General features: G+C 39.5%; 14 protein-coding genes. 13 read left to right on the top strand and 1 reads right to left on the bottom strand.

Annotation, left to right across the window (positions count from 1 at the left end):
* Window positions 1-136: 136 nt before the first annotated feature.
* A complete protein-coding gene (locus ACE1AT_RS00080; RefSeq protein WP_374865303.1) occupies window positions 137-1,786 on the bottom strand; it encodes an HD domain-containing protein in 1,650 nt (549 codons plus the stop codon).
* Window positions 1,787-2,666: 880 nt separating this feature from the next.
* On the opposite strand from ACE1AT_RS00080, the gene ACE1AT_RS00075 reads away from it, so the two are divergent.
* The 13 genes from ACE1AT_RS00075 (at window position 2,667) to ACE1AT_RS00015 (ending at window position 19,309) form a co-directional block, all read left to right on the top strand.
* Window positions 2,667-3,548: a 4-hydroxybenzoate solanesyltransferase gene (locus ACE1AT_RS00075; protein ID WP_374865302.1), complete on the top strand. Its 882-nt coding sequence runs from the start codon at window positions 2,667-2,669 to the stop codon at window positions 3,546-3,548.
* A gap of 278 nt (window positions 3,549-3,826) precedes the next feature.
* Entirely contained in the window at window positions 3,827-4,438 is a 612-nt protein-coding gene (locus ACE1AT_RS00070; protein ID WP_374865301.1) for a hypothetical protein, read from the top strand.
* Window positions 4,439-5,864: 1,426 nt separating this feature from the next.
* The gene (locus ACE1AT_RS00065; RefSeq protein WP_374865300.1) at window positions 5,865-6,926 is read left to right on the top strand and encodes an endo-1,4-beta-xylanase; all 1,062 of its coding nucleotides are present in this window, start codon (window positions 5,865-5,867) and stop codon (window positions 6,924-6,926) included.
* A gap of 82 nt (window positions 6,927-7,008) precedes the next feature.
* Window positions 7,009-7,767 carry a WecB/TagA/CpsF family glycosyltransferase gene (locus tag ACE1AT_RS00060; protein ID WP_374865299.1) on the top strand — a complete coding sequence of 253 codons (759 nt, stop codon included), beginning with the start codon at window positions 7,009-7,011 and terminating at the stop codon, window positions 7,765-7,767.
* Window positions 7,768-7,896: 129 nt separating this feature from the next.
* On the top strand, window positions 7,897-9,324 hold the full coding sequence (locus ACE1AT_RS00055) for a sugar transferase (protein ID WP_374865298.1): 1,428 nt from the start codon (window positions 7,897-7,899) through the stop codon (window positions 9,322-9,324).
* Window positions 9,325-9,365: 41 nt separating this feature from the next.
* Window positions 9,366-11,549 carry a GumC family protein gene (locus tag ACE1AT_RS00050; protein ID WP_374865297.1) on the top strand — a complete coding sequence of 728 codons (2,184 nt, stop codon included), beginning with the start codon at window positions 9,366-9,368 and terminating at the stop codon, window positions 11,547-11,549.
* Window positions 11,550-11,601: 52 nt separating this feature from the next.
* Window positions 11,602-12,558 (top strand): class I SAM-dependent methyltransferase, encoded by a 957-nt coding sequence (locus tag ACE1AT_RS00045; protein WP_374865296.1) that lies wholly within the window; start codon window positions 11,602-11,604, stop codon window positions 12,556-12,558.
* A 182-nt stretch (window positions 12,559-12,740) separates the two neighbouring features.
* A complete protein-coding gene (locus ACE1AT_RS00040; RefSeq protein WP_374865295.1) occupies window positions 12,741-13,298 on the top strand; it encodes a serine O-acetyltransferase in 558 nt (185 codons plus the stop codon).
* A 131-nt stretch (window positions 13,299-13,429) separates the two neighbouring features.
* Window positions 13,430-14,641 (top strand): glycosyltransferase family 2 protein, encoded by a 1,212-nt coding sequence (locus ACE1AT_RS00035; protein WP_374865294.1) that lies wholly within the window; start codon window positions 13,430-13,432, stop codon window positions 14,639-14,641.
* Between the two features lie 42 nt (window positions 14,642-14,683).
* Window positions 14,684-15,955, top strand: a complete 1,272-nt coding sequence (locus ACE1AT_RS00030) for an O-antigen ligase family protein (RefSeq protein ID WP_374865293.1) — start codon at window positions 14,684-14,686, stop codon at window positions 15,953-15,955.
* The gene (locus ACE1AT_RS00025; protein WP_374865292.1) at window positions 15,946-16,941 is read left to right on the top strand and encodes a glycosyltransferase family 2 protein; all 996 of its coding nucleotides are present in this window, start codon (window positions 15,946-15,948) and stop codon (window positions 16,939-16,941) included. The genes ACE1AT_RS00030 and ACE1AT_RS00025 overlap by 10 nt, the downstream gene beginning before the upstream one ends.
* Complete coding sequence (locus ACE1AT_RS00020; RefSeq protein WP_374865291.1) at window positions 16,941-18,074, top strand: Gfo/Idh/MocA family protein; 1,134 nt, start codon at window positions 16,941-16,943, stop codon at window positions 18,072-18,074. Before ACE1AT_RS00025 ends, ACE1AT_RS00020 begins: the two co-directional genes overlap by 1 nt.
* Before the next feature lie 203 nt (window positions 18,075-18,277).
* Window positions 18,278-19,309, top strand: a complete 1,032-nt coding sequence (locus ACE1AT_RS00015) for an NAD-dependent epimerase/dehydratase family protein (protein WP_374865290.1) — start codon at window positions 18,278-18,280, stop codon at window positions 19,307-19,309.
* The last annotated feature ends 207 nt before the right edge of the window (window positions 19,310-19,516 follow it).

Genomic DNA, 19,516 nt, shown 5'->3' with positions numbered 1-19,516 from the left:
GTCTGTAGGCAAGTTTTGACCCTTGCTACCAGATACCGCATCTGGGAAACCAAAACTACAAAGCGCAGAGGAACGGATGCAACGCCTTCCTCGCAGCAACAGTTTAGAATCCCCGTCCATTTATGGCGGGGAGAGGTCAATGAACTATCACAGCGGACTTTTCCAAAGTAGCTACTAATTTCACATCAAATTCTGACTCAAATACTCCTTTTTTATAATCCAAACTCCAGAGTTCTAAAGAGCATTCATCATCAGGACGAGATGGAAAAATTCGCATTTTCAATTCTCGTGTATCTGGAATAAATTCACATTGCAATTGCTGGATTGCTCCGATTTGTCGCCGATCTAAAGCAACTGCTAATCTGAGAATTGTACTCAAATGACTCACGATTTGTCTGTGTTCTTTATGCAGCAAATTGCGAAAATTCTCATGTTTTTTCTTGGGCGGAGATTTGCGATGATAACGGGCAATATTGGCGATGATTTCCATCTCGGTTTCGGTATAACCTAGCAATTCGCCGTTGCGAATTAAGTAGTATGAATGTTTGTGGTGAGAGTCATGGTTGACAAAATGACCACAGTTGTGAAGTATTGCCGCAGCCCATAGTAGCTGTCTCTGTTCGCTTTCCCAATTATGGAGTATGCCTTGAGTTTGATCAAAGATACTCAGGGCAAAGACTGCAACACGCTCGCTATGTTCTAAGTTGACATGGTACTTCTTAGCAGTTTTAAGAACACTGCGTTGGCGCACCGAACTTTGATAACGTAGGCGATCTTCAATTAAGCTGTGGGTGAGCATCCAGTCTACAATCACGCCTTCACGGAGGGCGCGTTCACAAACTGCGATCGCCTCTATCCCTAACAAATTCATTGCTTCCTGTAATATTACTGCCCCAGCCAGTATCACTTCTGACCGTTTCTCTGGCATACCAGGGATTGTCGCCCGTTCGATGTTAGTCATTTTCCGCAAGCGATTTACCCATTCCCGCAAGTCTTTGAGGCTAAACTGATAACCATTCAGCGTAGAGGGAACAAAACCCAATTTTTCACGGGCGTTGATCATCGCCAGAGTTTCAATCGTACCGGATGTTCCTACTAAGCGGGGTTGTTCACCATATTCTAGATTTGCCAGTACCTCTTCTACAGAACGTTCTAACATTCCCCGTGCATAGGCTTGTAGGTACTGAAACTCAGCATTACTAATAGGATCACTTTTAATTAATTCATTCGTCAGGCGAACTGCACCAATTTTGGTACTGGTGAGAGTTCGTGCTTGGTGAGTGTCACCCAAAATGAGTTCTGTGGAACCGCCACCAATATCAACAATCATGTGGGGTTGGTTATTAAACTCCATCCCCGAAAGTACACCCAGGTAAATCCGACGTGCTTCTTCGGGGCCGGAAATCAAATCAATACTCAGACCCAACTCAACTTCTACCTTGTGTAGAAACTCTTTACCATTGGGTGCTTCTCGAACAGCACTAGTAGCTACAGCAATGATTGTTTCGGCGTTGAGAGTTTTAGCAACTTCTTGGAAACGTCGCAAGCAAGCGATCGCTCTTTCTATCACTTCTGCTTTTAAGCATCCTGTGACTAGATCGCGATCGCCCAATCTCACAGTTTCCTTTTCTCTACCAATAATGCTGAATGCTGGTAGTGTTGTTTCAATCCGCACAATTACCATGTGCAGAGAATTGGTTCCCAAATCAATCGCAGCGATGATTCGCTGTTGCTTGTCTGTTTGAGTTAGCGTACTCCCCCAGCTAGCAGAAACCAAATTGACCATTTATTGTTCTCTCAGTAAATGAAGTGAAGTACCTACAGTGACGCTTCGCGTACACAGTAGGCTTCCCGTCTCAGCCGCCGTTGCCTCATTAAACCCGTGCTTAACTTGGTCTTACACAGCGTCTCTGGTCTTGCGACCTTTATCTCCTCAAAGGAGAACCCAGGCAGATGCCCATCTTCCATAGGCAGTTTAATTTTTGTTCGTACAACATTCCTCGGATTTACTGCAATGGCATACCATCTAGAAATGTTCTTTCCCCGATCTCTGATGTTGCTGCGGCAAGCTTTACTACTTTGAAGTTAGCCTTTCTGTTCCATACAGTCGGGTGGGTCATTGACCAAGTTAATTTTACCAAAAAAGCCGTGATTCAATCAATATTTTGTTCGTTTCGTCGCTGTAGTTTTCTTTGTTTTCGCTACGCTCAAATACAATCAAACTACGCAACTCAACTCACGAGGGTCTTCGACGTACCAAAAATCCGATTGCTTAAAGCCCCTTGATTTATCGCGAGGGCCAATCGGATTTTTCTAATCAAAGCCTTCCTGTTTTTGGAGGGGACAATGCGTTATACCGTTTCACTTTTATGTTGATACAAATGGACGGCAAGGGAGCAGGGAGCAGGGTGCAGGGGGAAAGAATTAGAAACTAATCATTTGTATCAGGGTTTTCGTGAAATGGTATTACTCGCAATTCATCTCAACACTGATTGAGTACAGGTGAGCGTGTGAGCCTTCTTACTGTTTCAGATAAAGTTATTCTATATATGTGAAGATGTGTGAATTAAGGATCGGGGATCGGGGAAGGCGGGGTCCCCAATCCCCGCTCCCCTGTCCCCGCTCCCCTGTCTCCCCGCTCCCCTGTCCCCGATCCCCGATCCCCTATGCTCAGTACCCCAGAACGTAACCAGGAACCTACTTGGCTTGTGATTATCCGATTATTACGGTGGCACAAACCGGAAGGACGTTTAATTTTGATGATTCCTGCCTTGTGGGCTGTGTTTTTGGCAGCTGCTGGTAAGCCGCCTCTACCATTGGTTGGCGTGATCATTTTAGGAACGCTTGCTACAAGCGCTGCTGGCTGTGTTGTTAATGATTTGTGGGATAGAGATATAGATCCAGAAGTGGAAAGAACGCGCGATCGCCCCCTTGCATCCCGTGCGCTTTCTGTAAAAGTTGGTATTGCGATCGCGATAGTAGCTTTAGGATGTGCTGCGGTTCTTGCTTTCTATCTTAACCCCATCTCTTTTTGGTTGTCCGTGGCAGCAGTTCCAGTGATTTTGCTGTATCCAGCCGCAAAACGAGTGTTTCCTGTTCCCCAGTTAGTGCTGTCAATTGCTTGGGGTTTTGGGGTGTTGATTAGCTGGAGTGCAGTCACACAAAATCTTTCTCAACCGACTTGGCTACTTTGGGGCGCAACTGTGTTTTGGACGCTGGGATTTGATACTGTTTATGCCATGAGCGATCGCTCTGACGACAAGCGTATTGGTGTAAATTCCAGTGCTTTATTTTTTGGTGATTATGCAGCGATCGCCATTGTAATTTTCTTTGCTAGTACTATATTTTGTCTTGCTTGGTTAGGAATAGCTATTCATCTTCACCTAGCTTTTTGGTTTAGTCTTGTAGTTGCTACTGCTGGTTGGATTTGGCAGTCTGTTCGCTTAAATCAACAAGATTTACCTAATTCGGCATATGGTGAAATGTTCCGGCAAAACGTTTGGATTGGTTTCATCCTATTAACTGGCATGATTTTTGGTAGCTTTTAGGAGAGATTGAGGGATGTGGGGAGTGTAGGGAGTGTGGGGAGACAAAAGAGAAAAATTGCTCCGTTGTCCTCCTTGTCCACGCCACGTGCTACAACGCGGGGGACCCGCGCAACGCAGTGGCTCTCCTTGTCCCCGATTCCCGATCCCCATTCCCCATTTTCTTATACTGCTTTAATAAATTTTCTGTAAATTTTGCGTAAATCCACTTAGAATCTATTCCGAAATTCTACGATTTTAGATAAAAGTTGGGTATATAACTATTGTGAAAACCCAACTCAATGAAACGAAGTTTGCCAAAAAGGCGCTATGCGTCTGCACAACTTGTACAAATTGCCATTACTGTTTTCATATTTCTTGGCAGTATTGGCATTGTTGGGGTAGGTTTCGTTTTCAAACAAGCTTTTAATAGCAACAATCAAGTTAAAACTATACAAGATGCCTCACGTTACCAAGAAATACGGCAAAAACTTTGGTTAAATCAAAACCAAGTCAGGCATTTTCCTTATAAAATTCCGGCTAATGCCTCGAATGTTCGCCTTGCTTACTCTCGTGGTTTTTTACAAGGAAACAACAATAATTTTTTTCAACTTCGATTAAAACTTCCACAAGAACAAATAAACAATTTACATAATCAATACGAAGCGATCGCTAAACACAAATACATTGGTGGTAACACTAATATCCATGCCAACCTACCTAATGGTGTTCCTACTACTTTTTTTTATACTAGTAACTCTCAACAAGATTCCTTTCCTAACTCATATGAAATATTAGTATTGGGTGCAAACGATAGAAGTAGTTCTGATTTTAAGTGGAATCATGGTGATAGTTACGGTGTCGCCATTAATGTATCAGCTTTAGAGATCATCTACTGGGCTGAAGAATGGTAGGTAGTTGGCGAGAGTTGTTATTTGTCATACCCTGCGGGAAGCCGCTGGCGCGTCTACGTCATTTGTCATTCGTTTTTTGTTATCTGGCAGTGTACGGTTCGGATAAGACAAATCGATTGATATTTAAACCCACCAGAGACGTGCCATGGTACGTCTCTACATACCCAAAATTATGACGAAAAATTCTGAACCGAACCGTATTGGGTTATATTTACCAAATAAATTGTATTTTTAGCATTATTTATAGATGCTGCTTTAAATAGTCTTTGATTTTTTGAGGTTTTAAAATCATAATATTCATGCAAACTCCTTAGATGACTTCTTTTGTGTTTTTGTAATATGTTTATTCTCAAGCTCCTACTTGATGCATGTATAAATATCTATCTTGAAAAGAGTTTTGTTTGTTTTTAGCAACTATAATTTGAAAATTATAAAATATTCAATATATTCGTCATTCCATGCAACTATATAATCAATCAAAGCAAATTATCGCGAGTTATGCTAAAAATTAGCTACTTGAAATAAATATCAAAATTACTGTAAGATTGTTGCATGATATAGATAGCTTTTGGAAAACCCTTTGAAAACCAAAAATACTTTGCAGCAGCAAGTAAATAATGCTATTTTTGGCTTTTAAAGCTGGTCAGTAATAAATTTTGATTTCTACCTTATTTTGACCAAGCCCTACCCTGCGGTAAGGCTGCGCCAACGAACAAGCAACAGGTAATAGTGGTAAAACCCTGCCCGAATCATCAGTGGGGATTCCCCTATAGCAAGAGTGCTTATTGCCTATTGCCTATTGCTTTTTAAGACTGCGATTTTCATATATGTTCTGCACAGTTTGATAATCCATTAATAGACATATATATGCATTCTCAGTGTAGGAAGCTACAAAAAAATCCTTTTTCTTTCTAAGGACATAGTTTAGAGTGACTTGATAATTTAGATTGAATGAGAATAGAGATTTCAGTAATGAAATGTTGATTTTTGTGTGACTCTAGAGCAAATACAAATTAATAAACATGTGATTAAAAGAGTTGATTAGAGCTTAGATGGTCTTATTGATCTCAGTTCAATCAACACAAATTACTTATTTTTGATTACAAAATAAGTAATTTGAATCACAAAAAAAGATATTTTAAAGCCATTACTGAGATATATCTAAAGTCTAATTGACTCAAACATGGTTTTTTCATATTTAATAAGCTAGATGCAAATTGAAAAAAACAATAAATAAATTTCATAAATTTTGCTTTATCGTTTTAACAATTATGATGCCTCAAATAAGCATTTTTTTATATAAACACCCTTTGCTAGCCTATATATGCTCAGAAAAATCTCATTGAGTAGACGTTATTTTTTGTATGCGAGCCTATCAGTTTTAGCTGGAACAAGTGCTGTTGGTATTGAAACAAATAGAAATTTCATGTACAGTCAAGTACTTGATAATTCAAGCAAAGAATTCAAAGTTTTTGGGAAAACTTCTTTGAAAGATCGCGCCACAGCAAAGGGATTAATGTATGGGGCTGCTGCTGTACAGGATGATTTGGTGTCAAACAAAGATTTGAAAACCAGCTTTATTAGGGAGTGCAATATGCTGGTGCCAGATTATCAACTGAAGTGGGATAAGATACGACCTACTTCCAAAAAATTTGACTTTACCAAATCAGATTGGTTAGCTCAGTTTGCACAATCTCACAATATGTTGTTCCGTGGACATACTTTAGTTTGGCATCAAGCTTTACCTGTGTGGTTTCAGGAAGTAGTTAACTGCAAAAATGCAGAAAACTTTTTGTTGGAACATATTACAACAGTGACTAAACATTATAGGGGGAGAATACACTCTTGGGATGTAGTCAACGAGGCGATAGAACCAGATGATGGACGAACTGACAGCTTACGAAAGTCACCTTGGCTAGAGTTTTTAGGTGTAGATTACATCGAACTTGCTTTTCGGACGGCGGCGGCTACTGATCCTAAAGCTATGTTGGTCTATAACGATTATGGATTAGAGTATGACAACCCCAAAGATGAAGCCAAAAGAACTGCTATTTTAAAACTGCTAGAGCGACTGAAATCAAGAGGAACACCGATTCATGGTTTTGGTATGCAATCTCATCTCATGGGTCATCAAACTGGCTTAAATGCTAAAAAATTGCGGAATTTTCTTGCAGATGTGGCGAGTCTTGGTCTTAAAATTCTGATTACCGAACTAGATGTGATAGACCAGAAATTAACTTCAGATCCGATTGTACGCGATCGCATTGTTGCAGGTATTTATGAAGACTATTTGAACATTGTCTTAGATGAGCGAGCAGTCATCGCAGTTTTAACTTGGGGATTGAGCGATAAGTACACTTGGGTATCAAATTTTTTTCCCCGTTCAGATAAATCACCAGTCCGTCCTTTACCGTTGGATTCAAACATGAAATCCAAACTGGCTTGGAATGCTATAGCTAGAGCGTTTGATCACGCTCCCAAAAGATAACTAATTTGTAATTCCAGAAACCACTTGCATTTATTCAAGTATGTAATAAATCATACTTGACTATCTTAATCCAGGGTGAACCATGAAGATCAATATTTGTGGTGTGGAAATTGACCAACTTTGTTTTAATGAAGTTGTTGAACAGATTGTCGAACACGTACTAGTAGGGAAAGAGCCAAAATATGTTGTCACCCCAAATGCACAACATGTTGTACTGCTACAAAGCAATTCTCGTTTTCGTGAATATTATCGTCACGCTTTTTTAGTAGTACCAGACGGGGTTTCCCTATTATGGGCGGCAAAATTTTTGCAGACATCACTTAAAGGTCGAGTCAATGGCACAGATTTGTTTGAGAAATTATGTGCGATCGCATCTCAAAAAAACCTCAAAATCTTCTTCTTGGGAGGACGCCCCGGAGCATCTGCAAAAGCAAAGGAAGTTCTAGAAAAAAGATATCCCAATCTCAAAATAATCGATACATACTGCCCACCATATGGTTTTGAATCGCAGCCAGAAGAACTAGCAATTATTAACTCTAAAATTCAAAATGCCAAACCAGATATTCTTTTTGTAGGCTTGGGTTCTCCTAAGCAGGAATTCTGGATCTATGACAATTACAAAACCCTAAATGTACCCATTTCAATTGGTATTGGAGTTAGTTTTGAACTCGTGAGTAATATGGTGCAACGAGCGCCATTATGGATGCAAAAATCTGGCTTAGAATGGTTTTTCCGCTTATTAATTGAACCCCGACGCCTATGGAAACGCTATATCATGGGTAATCCTCTGTTTGTTTGGTTGGTACTAAAACAACGCATCGGAGTGACAAAATTTGAATAGAGTTTTTGATTCTATTTCCTAAGATTATCAAAAACTTAGAAACCCTGAGTCAAGAATTCATCCAAAACATGAATATAAACTTCGTACATGTTTGATTGTTGGTGAAAAAATCAATTTGTGTTCAAAATTATGACAACTAATACTCTCACATTTACAACTTTTAAACCAGATTTGCGGTCAGCGAAAGGTACGACTATCCAAAGAGGATTAAAAATTAGGATACTGCGAGTCATAACGCTGATTTTGTTGGATATTATTGCTTTAACTGCGGCATGGATGTTAGCAGCATATTACGGAACAAGCATAGAATTCCTGTTGGCGGAACAAATATCTTTACTGATGCTCATGTTAGTCACAGGGATAAGTGTAATCGCAGTTAAAGGACTCTATAAACCGGGAAAAGAACGTCGTAACTATTTTGGTTTGATTCAAGCAGTATCATTAGCAGACATTTTACTTTTATGCATAGCCTTTCTTTACGAACCAGATAGTTATGTATCACGGTCTACTTTTCTGATATTTTGGGTTTGTTCTGTAGTCTTAGTTTGTTGCGATCGCTTCATCTTTGATGTGGCTACAAAACAACTTCGATATCAAGGAGTAATTCGTCATTCAGTTTTTCTCATTACTGATCATAAAGACCAAAAAAATCATATTGAGTTAATTGAAAAAGAAAATTGCTACACAGTGCAAGGAATTGCTGATCCTAGCTGTTTAGATTTGGTGAATCGAGAAGCTACTTTTGAGTATCTTCGTAAACAGGGTATCACAGAAGTTTTTGTTTCTTGGAATGCCATCAAAAATCGTCTCTATGTTTGTTGGCATTTCCAGACTGCTGGTATTATTTTACGAATTCTACCAATGGAAACTGATATTTATTACCCCAAATCAGTTTTCTGGATGCTTGGTCAAGTACCTTGTATGACGATCCCTGCACCAATTATTGCAGGTAGTGATTTTTGGATAAAAAGGTGTTTTGATCTTACTTCTTCAGTCTTACTATTATTATTGTTATCTCCGATTTATCTAGCGATCGCAATACTAATTAAATTAGACTCTCCAGGGCCAGTCTTCTTCCAACAAAATCGAGTCGGATTACATGGAAAAATTTTTAAAATTTGGAAATTTCGGACAATGGTAAATAATGCCGAAAAACTGCAAGCATCTCTAGAAAAGAATAACGAAATCAAAGATGGTGTTCTGTTTAAAATGAAAAATGATCCTCGAATTACCCAGATAGGTAAATTTCTCCGTCTTTACAGTTTAGATGAATTGCCGCAACTATTTAATGTTTTAGTCGGAGAAATGAGTTTAGTTGGTCCTCGTCCCCTTCCTAGTAGGGATGTTGAACGATTTAAAACAAAGCACTTTATTCGTCAAGAAGTTTTACCTGGTATTACCGGATTGTGGCAGGTTTCTGGTCGCTCTGATATTGATAACTTTGAAGATGGAGTGAAACTAGATATTCATTACATTGAAAATTGGTCACTCTGGCTTGATTTGAAAATTTTACTAGAAACCGTGAAGGTCGTAGCGCAAAAATCAGGTGCTTATTAAGTGCGATATGTGTATATAACCACCACAAGGAAACTTGTTGTATGGAGACTAATAGCTACACACAAGAAACAGAAATTCAACAGTACATACTTGTTCTCAAACGCCGTTGGCGATTGATAGTATCAATCATTCTTGCTTCCATTGGATTATCAGGTTTAGCTCTATTCATGCAAAAACCTGAATATCAAGCAGATGGTATACTACTTTTCAAATCAGACCGTACATCATCGCTGACAAAAGTAGGGGAAAAAATTGGTGATTTAGAAGCCTTAATGCGGGAGGGTAATCCCCTAGAAACCCAAGCTGTAATTGTGAATTCCCATCCAATGTTGCAAGAAGTTATTACTGCTCTAGAGTTAAAAGATGAACAAGGAAAACTAATTGACCCAGAATTACTTAAAATCAATGTCAAACCAATTGTAGGAACAGACGTCCTCAAAGTTTCTTACGCCTCAAATGATCCTGAATTAGCCGCAGCAATAGTCAATCAATTAATGAAGTCTTATGTAAAGAACAACATTCAAACTAACCGCGCTCAAGTCTCTGCTGCGGGTGAATTCATTAAAGAACAACTACCTAATTCTCGTCGAGAATTAGAAAGAGCAGCTGAAGCATTACGTCAATTTAAAATCCAAAACAGAGTGATTCAGCTTGCAGAAGAATCAAGCGCAGCTATTGATATCATTTCCAAGCTTGATCAAGAAATGAATCAAATCAAGGCTGAATTAGCAGATGTGAGCGCTCAAGAAACACAGATAGCCAGTCAACTAAATGTTAGTGAAAATCAAGCAGTAACTGTTGCTTCCTTGAGTCAAATACCTGGAGTCCAAGAAGTTTTGACTGAGTTGCAAAAAGTTCAAACCAAGTTAGCAAACGCCAGGGCAATTTATACCGAGAAAAATCCAATAGTTATTGATTTAAAAAATCAACAAGCAACTCTCAATTCTTTACTGCAACAACGGACTCAGCAATATTCAGGAATTCCCTTAGTTTCTCCTAGCAAATTGCAAATAGGCAAGATTAGAGAAGAATTAGTTGGTAATTATGTGGAGTTAAAAGCAGAACGGCAGGGATTAGAGAAAAAATTCCGAACTTTGTCTAATATTCGAGCTAATTATCAACAACAATTGGCGATCATGCCAAGTTTGGAGAAACAGCAACAAAGTTTAGAACGTAAGTTAGAATCTGCTAAAAATGGCTATGAAAATCTTGTGAGTAGACTACAGGAAATTCAGGTAGCAGAAAAGCAGACCATTGGGAATGCTAGAATTGTCCAACCTGCACAAATTCCTAAAAAGCCAGTCATCTCCAAAACAAAAATTCTGTTAGCAAGTGGGAGTATTTTTGCGGGTGTGTTACTGAGTATTGCTGCTGCATTTTTTGTAGACTTGATTGATAGATCATTGAAGACAATTAAGGAAACAGAAACATTTTTTGGTTACACTTTGTTGGGGTTAATTCCTAAATATAAACCGAATAATTTTGTGAGTGCTGTGCAAGATATAGAAGATGGTGTTTATCCGCAAGTGATTACCACTACTTCACCTCGCACATTAATTCATGAAGCCTACCAAATGCTGCAAGCAAACCTGAAATTTATTAGCCATCGAAAAGTTCGCAAAATAGTCGTTACCAGTTCTGTGAGTGCTGAAGGGAAATCAGAAGTATCCGCTAATTTAGCTGCGGTCATCGCTCAATCAGGTAAGCGAGTTTTACTAGTTGATGCAGATATGCGTAAACCAACACAACATCATTTATGGAGTTTAATCAACTCAGTGGGTTTGAGTCATCTCCTTGTTGGTCAGGCAGTTTTTTCCGAAGCAGTACACAAAGTTACGGAATTTTTATCAGTACTGACCGCAGGAGTTATACCTCCAAACCCTTTAGCTTTAATTGACTCTGAGGGTATGACCTCTTTAGTTGATGTTTTTGCAGAAAACTATGACTACGTTATTTTTGACACTCCGCCTCTTGTTGGTATAGCGGATGCAGCAGTTTTAGGAAAAATGGCAGATGGAATTTTGCTGGTAACTCGACCCGGTGTTTTAGATTCACCTAGTGCTGCTGCTGCTAAGTCTCTACTAGAACGTTCTGAAGCTAATGTTTTGGGCATAATTGCTAATGCTGTTAACGCCAAGCAAGAACCTAGCAGTTACTTTTATTATTCAAGTCCTCGCGATCGCAAGAGTGCCGCAGACTTAGAAAGAGTAGCAAGAATGCAATAAGCGTGGCTTCCGAAAGAAACAAACTTATTTTGCAAATCGGAACTTAATCGACATGACCACAAAGAAACACGGTTTAGAACAACTCTCTAATCAAAAGATGGTATTTAGAGAGCGATCGCACTGCATTAGTTGTGGTTCCTCGAATCTTTATCCCCTGTGGCAAGGAAAATTTACTGATGAACCTACTCGTTCTTTTCTCAAGAGATGTCATTACAGCAAAGATGTAGTGGACTTGCTTGCAGAGGAAACCTTTTCTTTAGTGCGTTGTCAAACTTGTGGCATGGTTTTTCATCAACGAATCCTCACACCACAAGGGTTATACAAGCTGTATGACGAGTGGATTAATGATGCTCAAATCGAACATATGGAAGCACACTATCAAACAGGTAACAAGCGAGATACTCTGTTTGAACGTGGACGACAATGTATCAAGCATCTATTGCGGCTCAAAAAGCTAGTAGAACCAAACACAACAGAGCAGTTTCGTATTCTCGACTATGGCTGTGGTGATGGACACTTCCTCTCTTTAGCAAAGTATTTTGGTTTTGATGTCTATGGAATTGATTTCAGCCGAAAGCGTAGCGAACGAGCTGCAAAAATGGGTATCTCTATTTTCAATAATTTGGAAGCCCTAGAATTTTCTCAGATCAACAAAGTCCACGCCGTCTTACTATTTCAAGTATTAGAGCATCTCGAAGACCCCCTGACAACCCTACGTAAAATTGCAACCACAATTGCAGACAGAGGAATTTTAATCGTTGAAGTTCCTGATTGTCGAGGAATTAGTCAGCCTCAAAATTTTTCCGAATTTCATGCTGTTCACCCACTCGAACATATCAATGCTTTTACCCCTGTCACATTGAAAAAAATGTGTGAACAAGCCGGATTTGTGTCGCTCCATCGCCTTCCTGCTCATGTCACAACTAGTTTCCTAGATATCCTCCGCACAGAACTTAGTCGTTTTATACAGCGAAATCGAACTGCTCTGTATTTTCAACTCCCACATTAACAACATTTCAGATTCAAAGAATGTCAAAACTGATAGCTAGTACTTTGTCAAGTCAACTTTGTTGGGTTTGTAGTGTAGACGCGGTAGCGGCTTCTCGAAGGGTGTGCTTAAGCGCTCACTACAAACCCTTCAAAAGAGTACCAGTAAATGAAAAGTGTTCAAACTACCATAGGTCATGAACGATGAGTGTTCAAGTAGACTTGATAGCAAATCAAAAGCAAACAGAAGACTCGAATTTAAGTCTGTGGGAGCAAATCAAAGAAGACTGGATAGCCCATGGACGTGATTGGACTTTACCTGGATTCCGCAGTGTTGCTGTTCACCGCTTCGGAGTTTGGCGCAAGAAAATTAAACCCAAAATCTTACAACTGCCTTTTAGCATTCTCTACATCATGCTATATCGCAGAATTCGCAATCACTACGGGATTGAACTACTTTACACAGTTAAGCTTGGTCGTCGTGTCGTTGTTCACCATCAAGGAACAATCATCATCAACGCCTATGCTGTCATTGGTGATGACTCCCAGATTTGCCAAGGAGTGACATTAGGAAGCCGTTATGCAGACCGTCCCTATGATGCACCGAGATTAGGTAAAGGAGTTGAAGTTGGAGCCGGTGCAAAAATATTAGGCAAAGTCACCATTGGTGATTATGCCAAAATCGGTGCTAATGCTGTGGTTCTATGCGATGTCCCACCGGGAGCAACAGCAATTGGTATTCCCGCAAAAATTATTAAGTAGAAGTCAGTCCTGATCAAACAAGTTTTCATCGCCAAGTATGAAAAAATAACTCCTCCTACACCCCCACACCCTTACACCCTTTTGCATTTTCTACACGTCTTCCCCGTTCCCTCTTCACATAATTCAGTGTTATGTCAATTAGTCAACTTTTATTTTTGTCTACCCATGTCGTTTTATTAATCAGTACGTCAATCTTATTGATCATCTGCTTATTTTTCCTAATTGAGTGTACTGCTGCTCTGTTAGCGATCGCCTCTTCGCATCGCCCAGATCAATGGCAAGATACTAAAGTTACTGTCTTAGTGCCGGCACACAATGAAGAAGTTGTCATTCGTGACACCTTGCAAAAATTGATCTGTGCGTTGAAACCACAAGACCGTTTGATTGTGATTGCTGACAATTGTCATGATGCCACAGCCGAGATTGCTCGTAGCATGGGTGTTACAGTCATTGAACGCCAAGATGCTATCTGTAAAGGTAAAGGATACGCTCTAGACTACGGCTTACGCTTGATTGAGTCTGAACCTCCAGACGTAGTTGTAATTATCGATGCTGATTGTACAGTCTATCCAGATGCGATCGCTCAACTGAGTGAGTGTGCGATCAAAAGCAATCGACCAGTACAAGCTACTTATTTAATGCTCAGACCAAAAAACTCTCAGTCATCAAAAGACCTAATCTCTCAATTTTCGATCATTCTCAAAAACTTAGTTCGTCCCTTGGGATCATCTCGCTTGGGAATGCCTTGCTTGTTGTATGGTACTGGTATGGCCTTTCCTTGGTCAGTCATTCGCTCAGTGAATCTAGCAAGTGGTCACATTGTCGAAGACTTAAAACTTGGTTTGGATTTGACCATTGCAGGACACAAACCACTATTTTGTCCAGAAGCAATAGTTACTGGCTATTTACCACAGCAGTTACAAGCAGCCAAAAGCCAAAAAACTCGCTGGGAACACGGTCTTTTACAAACTATGCAGATTTATGTTCCTCTCTTGTTGAAGGAAGCAATCTATCAAAAAAGATTGGATTTGTTAGTAACTACTCTAGATTTATGCGTACCACCTTTATCTCTATTAGTCATCATTTGGTCAGTATTGATGACATTTTCTTTAATTTTTGGAATATTAGTTGGAGCATGGATACCAGCAATAATTGTTGTTTTTTCTGGCTTTTGTTTCTTTTTATCAATACTTTTAGCTTGGAGTCAATTTGCTCATCAATACTTACATTTGTACCAAATTTTAACTATACCTTTGTATATTTTATGGAAAATACCTATTTATTTCAAATATATATTTGAACCTGAAAAGCTATGGATTCGTACAGAAAGAGACAAAATTTAGGAATGTAGGAATAAATTTGGAAAAGCTTTATAAGCATAAAATATGAAGAAAATCAATATAGAAAAATATCTTAGGTTTGGCGAAAAAATTTTGATTATTTCAGGCTTAAGCTTTTTCTCAGGGATATTTGGAACCCAATCAATGGGTATAGTTCTATCTGAGGGATTGATCACGTTCATCAGATTCTCACTTTGGGGAATATTTACCTTTCTAGTTTTTCTTTTTTGGCAGGATGCGATCGCCATCATCAATCGCAACAAAGCACTTTTTATATTAACGGCAATAGCTTATTTTTCATTTCTCTGGTCAGACTTTCCAGACTATACCTTTCTGAACTCCAGAGATATCTTGATGATGACCAATTTTGGTTTATATTTTGCTATCAGATTTAGTTTGAAAGAGCAAATAAAAATTATTACCTATACTCTATTAATAGGTATGTTTTTAAGCTTAGTTTTTGTGTATGCATTTCCTGGTATAGGTAGACATTGGGTGGATCATCCAGGAGCTTGGAAAGGAGTATATGGACATAAAAACTATCTTGGCAGCATGATGGTTTTAAGCTCATTAGCTTTTTTGTCTTTAGCAAAAGATACCTTGCTGCTATATAGAATATCTGGGCTTTTTTTGTCATTAGTGTTTATGATATTTTCAACTTCTAGAACTTCTCTAGTTCTTTCTTTTATCCTTATATTAATCATCATGTTCTATAAAAAATTTCGCTGGCGAGGAAAAGTCAGTGTGATTTATATAGATATTGGAATTCTACTTTTAGGATGTGTTTCGTTACTAGTTTTTACTTATTGGGTAGAACTAATCACTGGTTTAGGTAGAGACCCAACTATAACGGGACGGACAATCATTTGGAATGTAGCAGTAACTCGATTCATGGAAAAACCATTCTTAGGTTATGGACGTGGTGCATTTTGGGCGCCTAAAAGTAATTACGCAGTTGAAGCAAGTCAAGCAATTGGTACAGGCTGGGTTCCACCTCATGGTCATAATGGTTTTATTGATACGGCACTTGATGTTGGTTTAATTGGTTTAGCACTGGTTTTATTTTGTTATTTTATGACTTTTGCGAAAGCTTTAAAATTAGGATATGCGAGTAAAAAACCAGAAGATATATGGCCTTTGATATATCTGATATTTTTGGCTATAAACAATGTGACAGAAAGTTGTTTATTGTATTTACCTAATCTTTATTGGGTTTTGTTTATTACGATTTCTTTTACGATTAATAAAAAAAAGCCAATCACAAATCACAGAGGACATAAACAACAGGAAGAAAGGAGGTATATAATTTGCAATTAATTGGAGTTGTTGTCATTGGACGCAATGAAGGAAAGCGTCTTCAGCAGTGCTTGCTATCAGTAATTGGCAAAGAAACAACTGTTGTCTATGTTGATTCTGGGTCAACAGATACGAGTGTGGCGCTGGCTGGTTTGCTTGGGGTTCATGTTGTAGAACTCGATTTATCTATTCCCTTTACCGCAGCTCGTGCAAGAAATGCAGGATTTGAGTATCTGTTGCAAGTTAAACCAGAAGTTGAATATGTCCAATTTGTAGATGGAGACTGTTGGATTGTAGACGGATGGTTAGAAACAGCGGCACGTGAATTAGATACTCATCCAGAAGTTGTGGTGGTCTGTGGTCGGCGTCGGGAGGAATTTCCCGAACACTCTATATATAATCGCTTGTTAGATATTGAATGGAATACTCCTGTTGGTGAGGCTAAAGCCTGTGGTGGTGACTCAATGATCAGGGTGACAACCTTGAAAAAAGTAGGGGGATTCAATCCGTTATTAATCGCCGGCGAGGAACCAGAACTGTGTGTGCGCCTGCGACAATCTGGCGGCAAAATTTTGCGTCTCAATGCAGACATGACATGGCATGATGGGCAAATGACTCGTTTTGGTCAATGGTGGAAACGTTCAGTTCGCAGTGGTCATGCTTATGCTGAAGGCGCTTGGTTACACGGTCGCAGTCCCGAACACCATTGGGTAAAAGAAAGTGTGCGGATTTGGATGTGGAGTTTGATTTTGCCTTTATTGGCGATCGCTACTTTCTTACCAACTCACGCTTTCAGCATTATGTTACTATTTCTAGCTAATCTTTTCTCTGGTTATCGAGCTTACAAGTATACACAGAGTAGAGGTTTTGATCAAAAAGATGCGATCGCCTATGGCTTATTTTGTATTTTAGGTAAGTTCCCGCAATTAATTGGTCAGAGCCAATTTTTCTTGTATAAATTATCAAATCGCCAACCAACGATAGTGGAATACAAAGGAGCATTTTAATGCTGGTTAAGATAGCTATTGTTGGCTGTGGCTATGTAGCAGACTATTACCTGAAAACACTTTCCCTACATCCGCAATTACAGATATTAGGAGTAATGGATCGCATTGGCGATCGCGCATACAAACTTGCTGCATATTATGAGATTCCTCGTGTTTATGGTTCCTTAGAAGAACTTCTTGATGATTCTCAAGTTGATATTGTCTTAAATTTAACTAATCCCAGCAGTCACTACTCTGTTTCTAAAACTTGTCTAGAAGCTGGTAAACACGTTTATTCTGAGAAACCTTTAGCAATGGAGATGTCACAAGCTGAGGAACTAGTCAACTTGGCTCAACAGCAAGGTTTATATATTTCCTCAGCACCATGTAGTTTATTGAGTGAAACAGCTCAAACAATTTGGAAAGCACTGCGAGAAAATCAGATTGGCACAGTTCGGCTTGTTTATGCTGAAATGGATGATGGATTAGTTCACCTCATGCCTTATCAAAAATGGGTGAGTGCATCAGGTACTCCCTGGCCTTATAAAGATGAGTTTGAAGTTGGGTGTACGTTAGAACACGCAGGTTACTATGTGACATGGTTGACTGCATTTTTTGGCCCTGCACAGTCAGTAAGCGCTTTTTCATCCTGTCTAATCCCAGATAAACAAACTAATGTACCCTTAGATGTTAACACTCCAGATTTTTCTGTAGCCTGTATAAAATTTACCTCTGGTGTAGTTGCCAGATTAACTTGCAGTATTGTTGCACCCCATGACCATTCTTTGAAGATTATTGGTGATACGGGTATACTTGGCATTCATGATTGTTGGTATTATGGAGCGCCAGTTTACATCAGGCGCAGTATCAACATTCGCCGCAAGAGACTTGAAGGCATTTGGAAGCAAAATTATTCACTCGTGAAACCTGCTCCTCACTTCAAGTATAAAGGCGCCCAGCAAATGGATTTCTGTAGAGGTGTCGCAGATATGGCATCTGCAATCATTGAAAATCGTCCTTGTCGATTATCAGCTGACTTTTCTCTGCACAATAATGAAATTGTACTTGCGATTCAGAAATCTTTAGACACAGGCTCTCCCTATAAATTAACAACTACATTTGAGCCAATTGAACCAATGTCTTGGGCAAAATAGACCTACATTGCGAATGTATCGACCTACATTGCGAATGTATCGACCTACATTGTTAATGTATCGACCTACATTGTTAATGTATCGACCTACATTGTTAATGTATCGACCTACATTGCGAATGCAGCCGTCTGTACTGTTCATATTGACAGACCCAGATAACCCCTAGAAGTATACAACTGTAAAAATACGGTCTTTTTTTGTGTATGAAATTACTAATAACAGGAGCATCCGGTTTTCTTGGACAGTATACCGTGGCTGAAGCACTGCGACGTGGGTTTCAGGTACGCGCTGTTGTCAGACCAACAAGTATTGCCAATCTACCTTGGTACAATCATCCAGGATTAGAATTAGTCCAGATAGATTTACTACAAAAACCAGATAACCTAATCAATGCATTGCAAGGTGTAGATGTCGTACTGCACATAGCAGCAGCCACAAAGGGCGATTTTGCTACCCAGTATCCTAACACTGTTGTGGCAACAAAGAACTTACTGAAAGCGATGGTTGCATCTGGGGTGTGGCGACTCGTGGCTATTAGTAGCTTTTCAGTGTTTGACTACCTACGAATTGATTCTGGTGCAACCATCACTGAAGATTCACCCATTGAGCGTGAACCTGCAATGCGGGATGTCTATACCCAGACTAAGCTCATGCAAGAACAGATTGTGCGTGACTTTGAGACAAAAAATGGTGGAAAGGTGACAATTGTCCGCCCTGGGATGATTTACGGACGAGAGCATTTGTGGAATGCTTTGTTGGGTGTTAAGGTGAGCGATCGCTTATGGATTCGTATCGGTACAAATGCTCAAATACCTCTGACTTATGTAGAAAATTGTGCAGAAGCGATCGTCAATGCTGCTGAAAGTGACGAAGCGATTGGTAAAACTCTAAATATCGTCGATGACGATTTGCCAACTCAGAGTGTATATGCTAATCAATTAGTCAAAATAATGCCGCGCTCACCTCATACAATTACAATTAGCTGGACACTGATGCGCCTGCTGGCTCATGCAATTTGGCTGTTTAACCAATCGCTTTTAGCTGGGAAGATCAAACTACCTCACATTCTGATCCCAGCAAGATTGCACCCCCGCTTCAAACCGCTACGCTACAGCAACACTCGCGCCCAGCAAGTATTGCACTGGAAACCAAAGTATTCATTAGTTACAGCGCTAGAACGTAGTTGTAGCGATATTGATTTATTAGATGTCCAAGTTTCACCTATTTCCATCTAGTGGTTTGGCAAGTCAACAAGTTCGTAGTCAGCGCTTAAGCGCTCATATAAGGACTAAAGTCCTTACTAGACATCTCCAAAAACTGCCTAAGTATCTCTGTAACTAGCTTATAGGGTGCGATCGCCAGTTTCGTAATCAGGCTAGTTTATACGATAGAATAGGGATTTGAGATATTTGTTGTTAATAATCAGACAAAAAAACGTGGTT

The sequence above is a fragment of the Pelatocladus sp. BLCC-F211 genome (genome assembly GCF_041928655.1).
Taxonomy (GTDB): Bacteria; Cyanobacteriota; Cyanobacteriia; order Cyanobacteriales; family Nostocaceae; genus Pelatocladus.
This window is presented reverse-complemented; position numbering and strand designations above follow the sequence as displayed.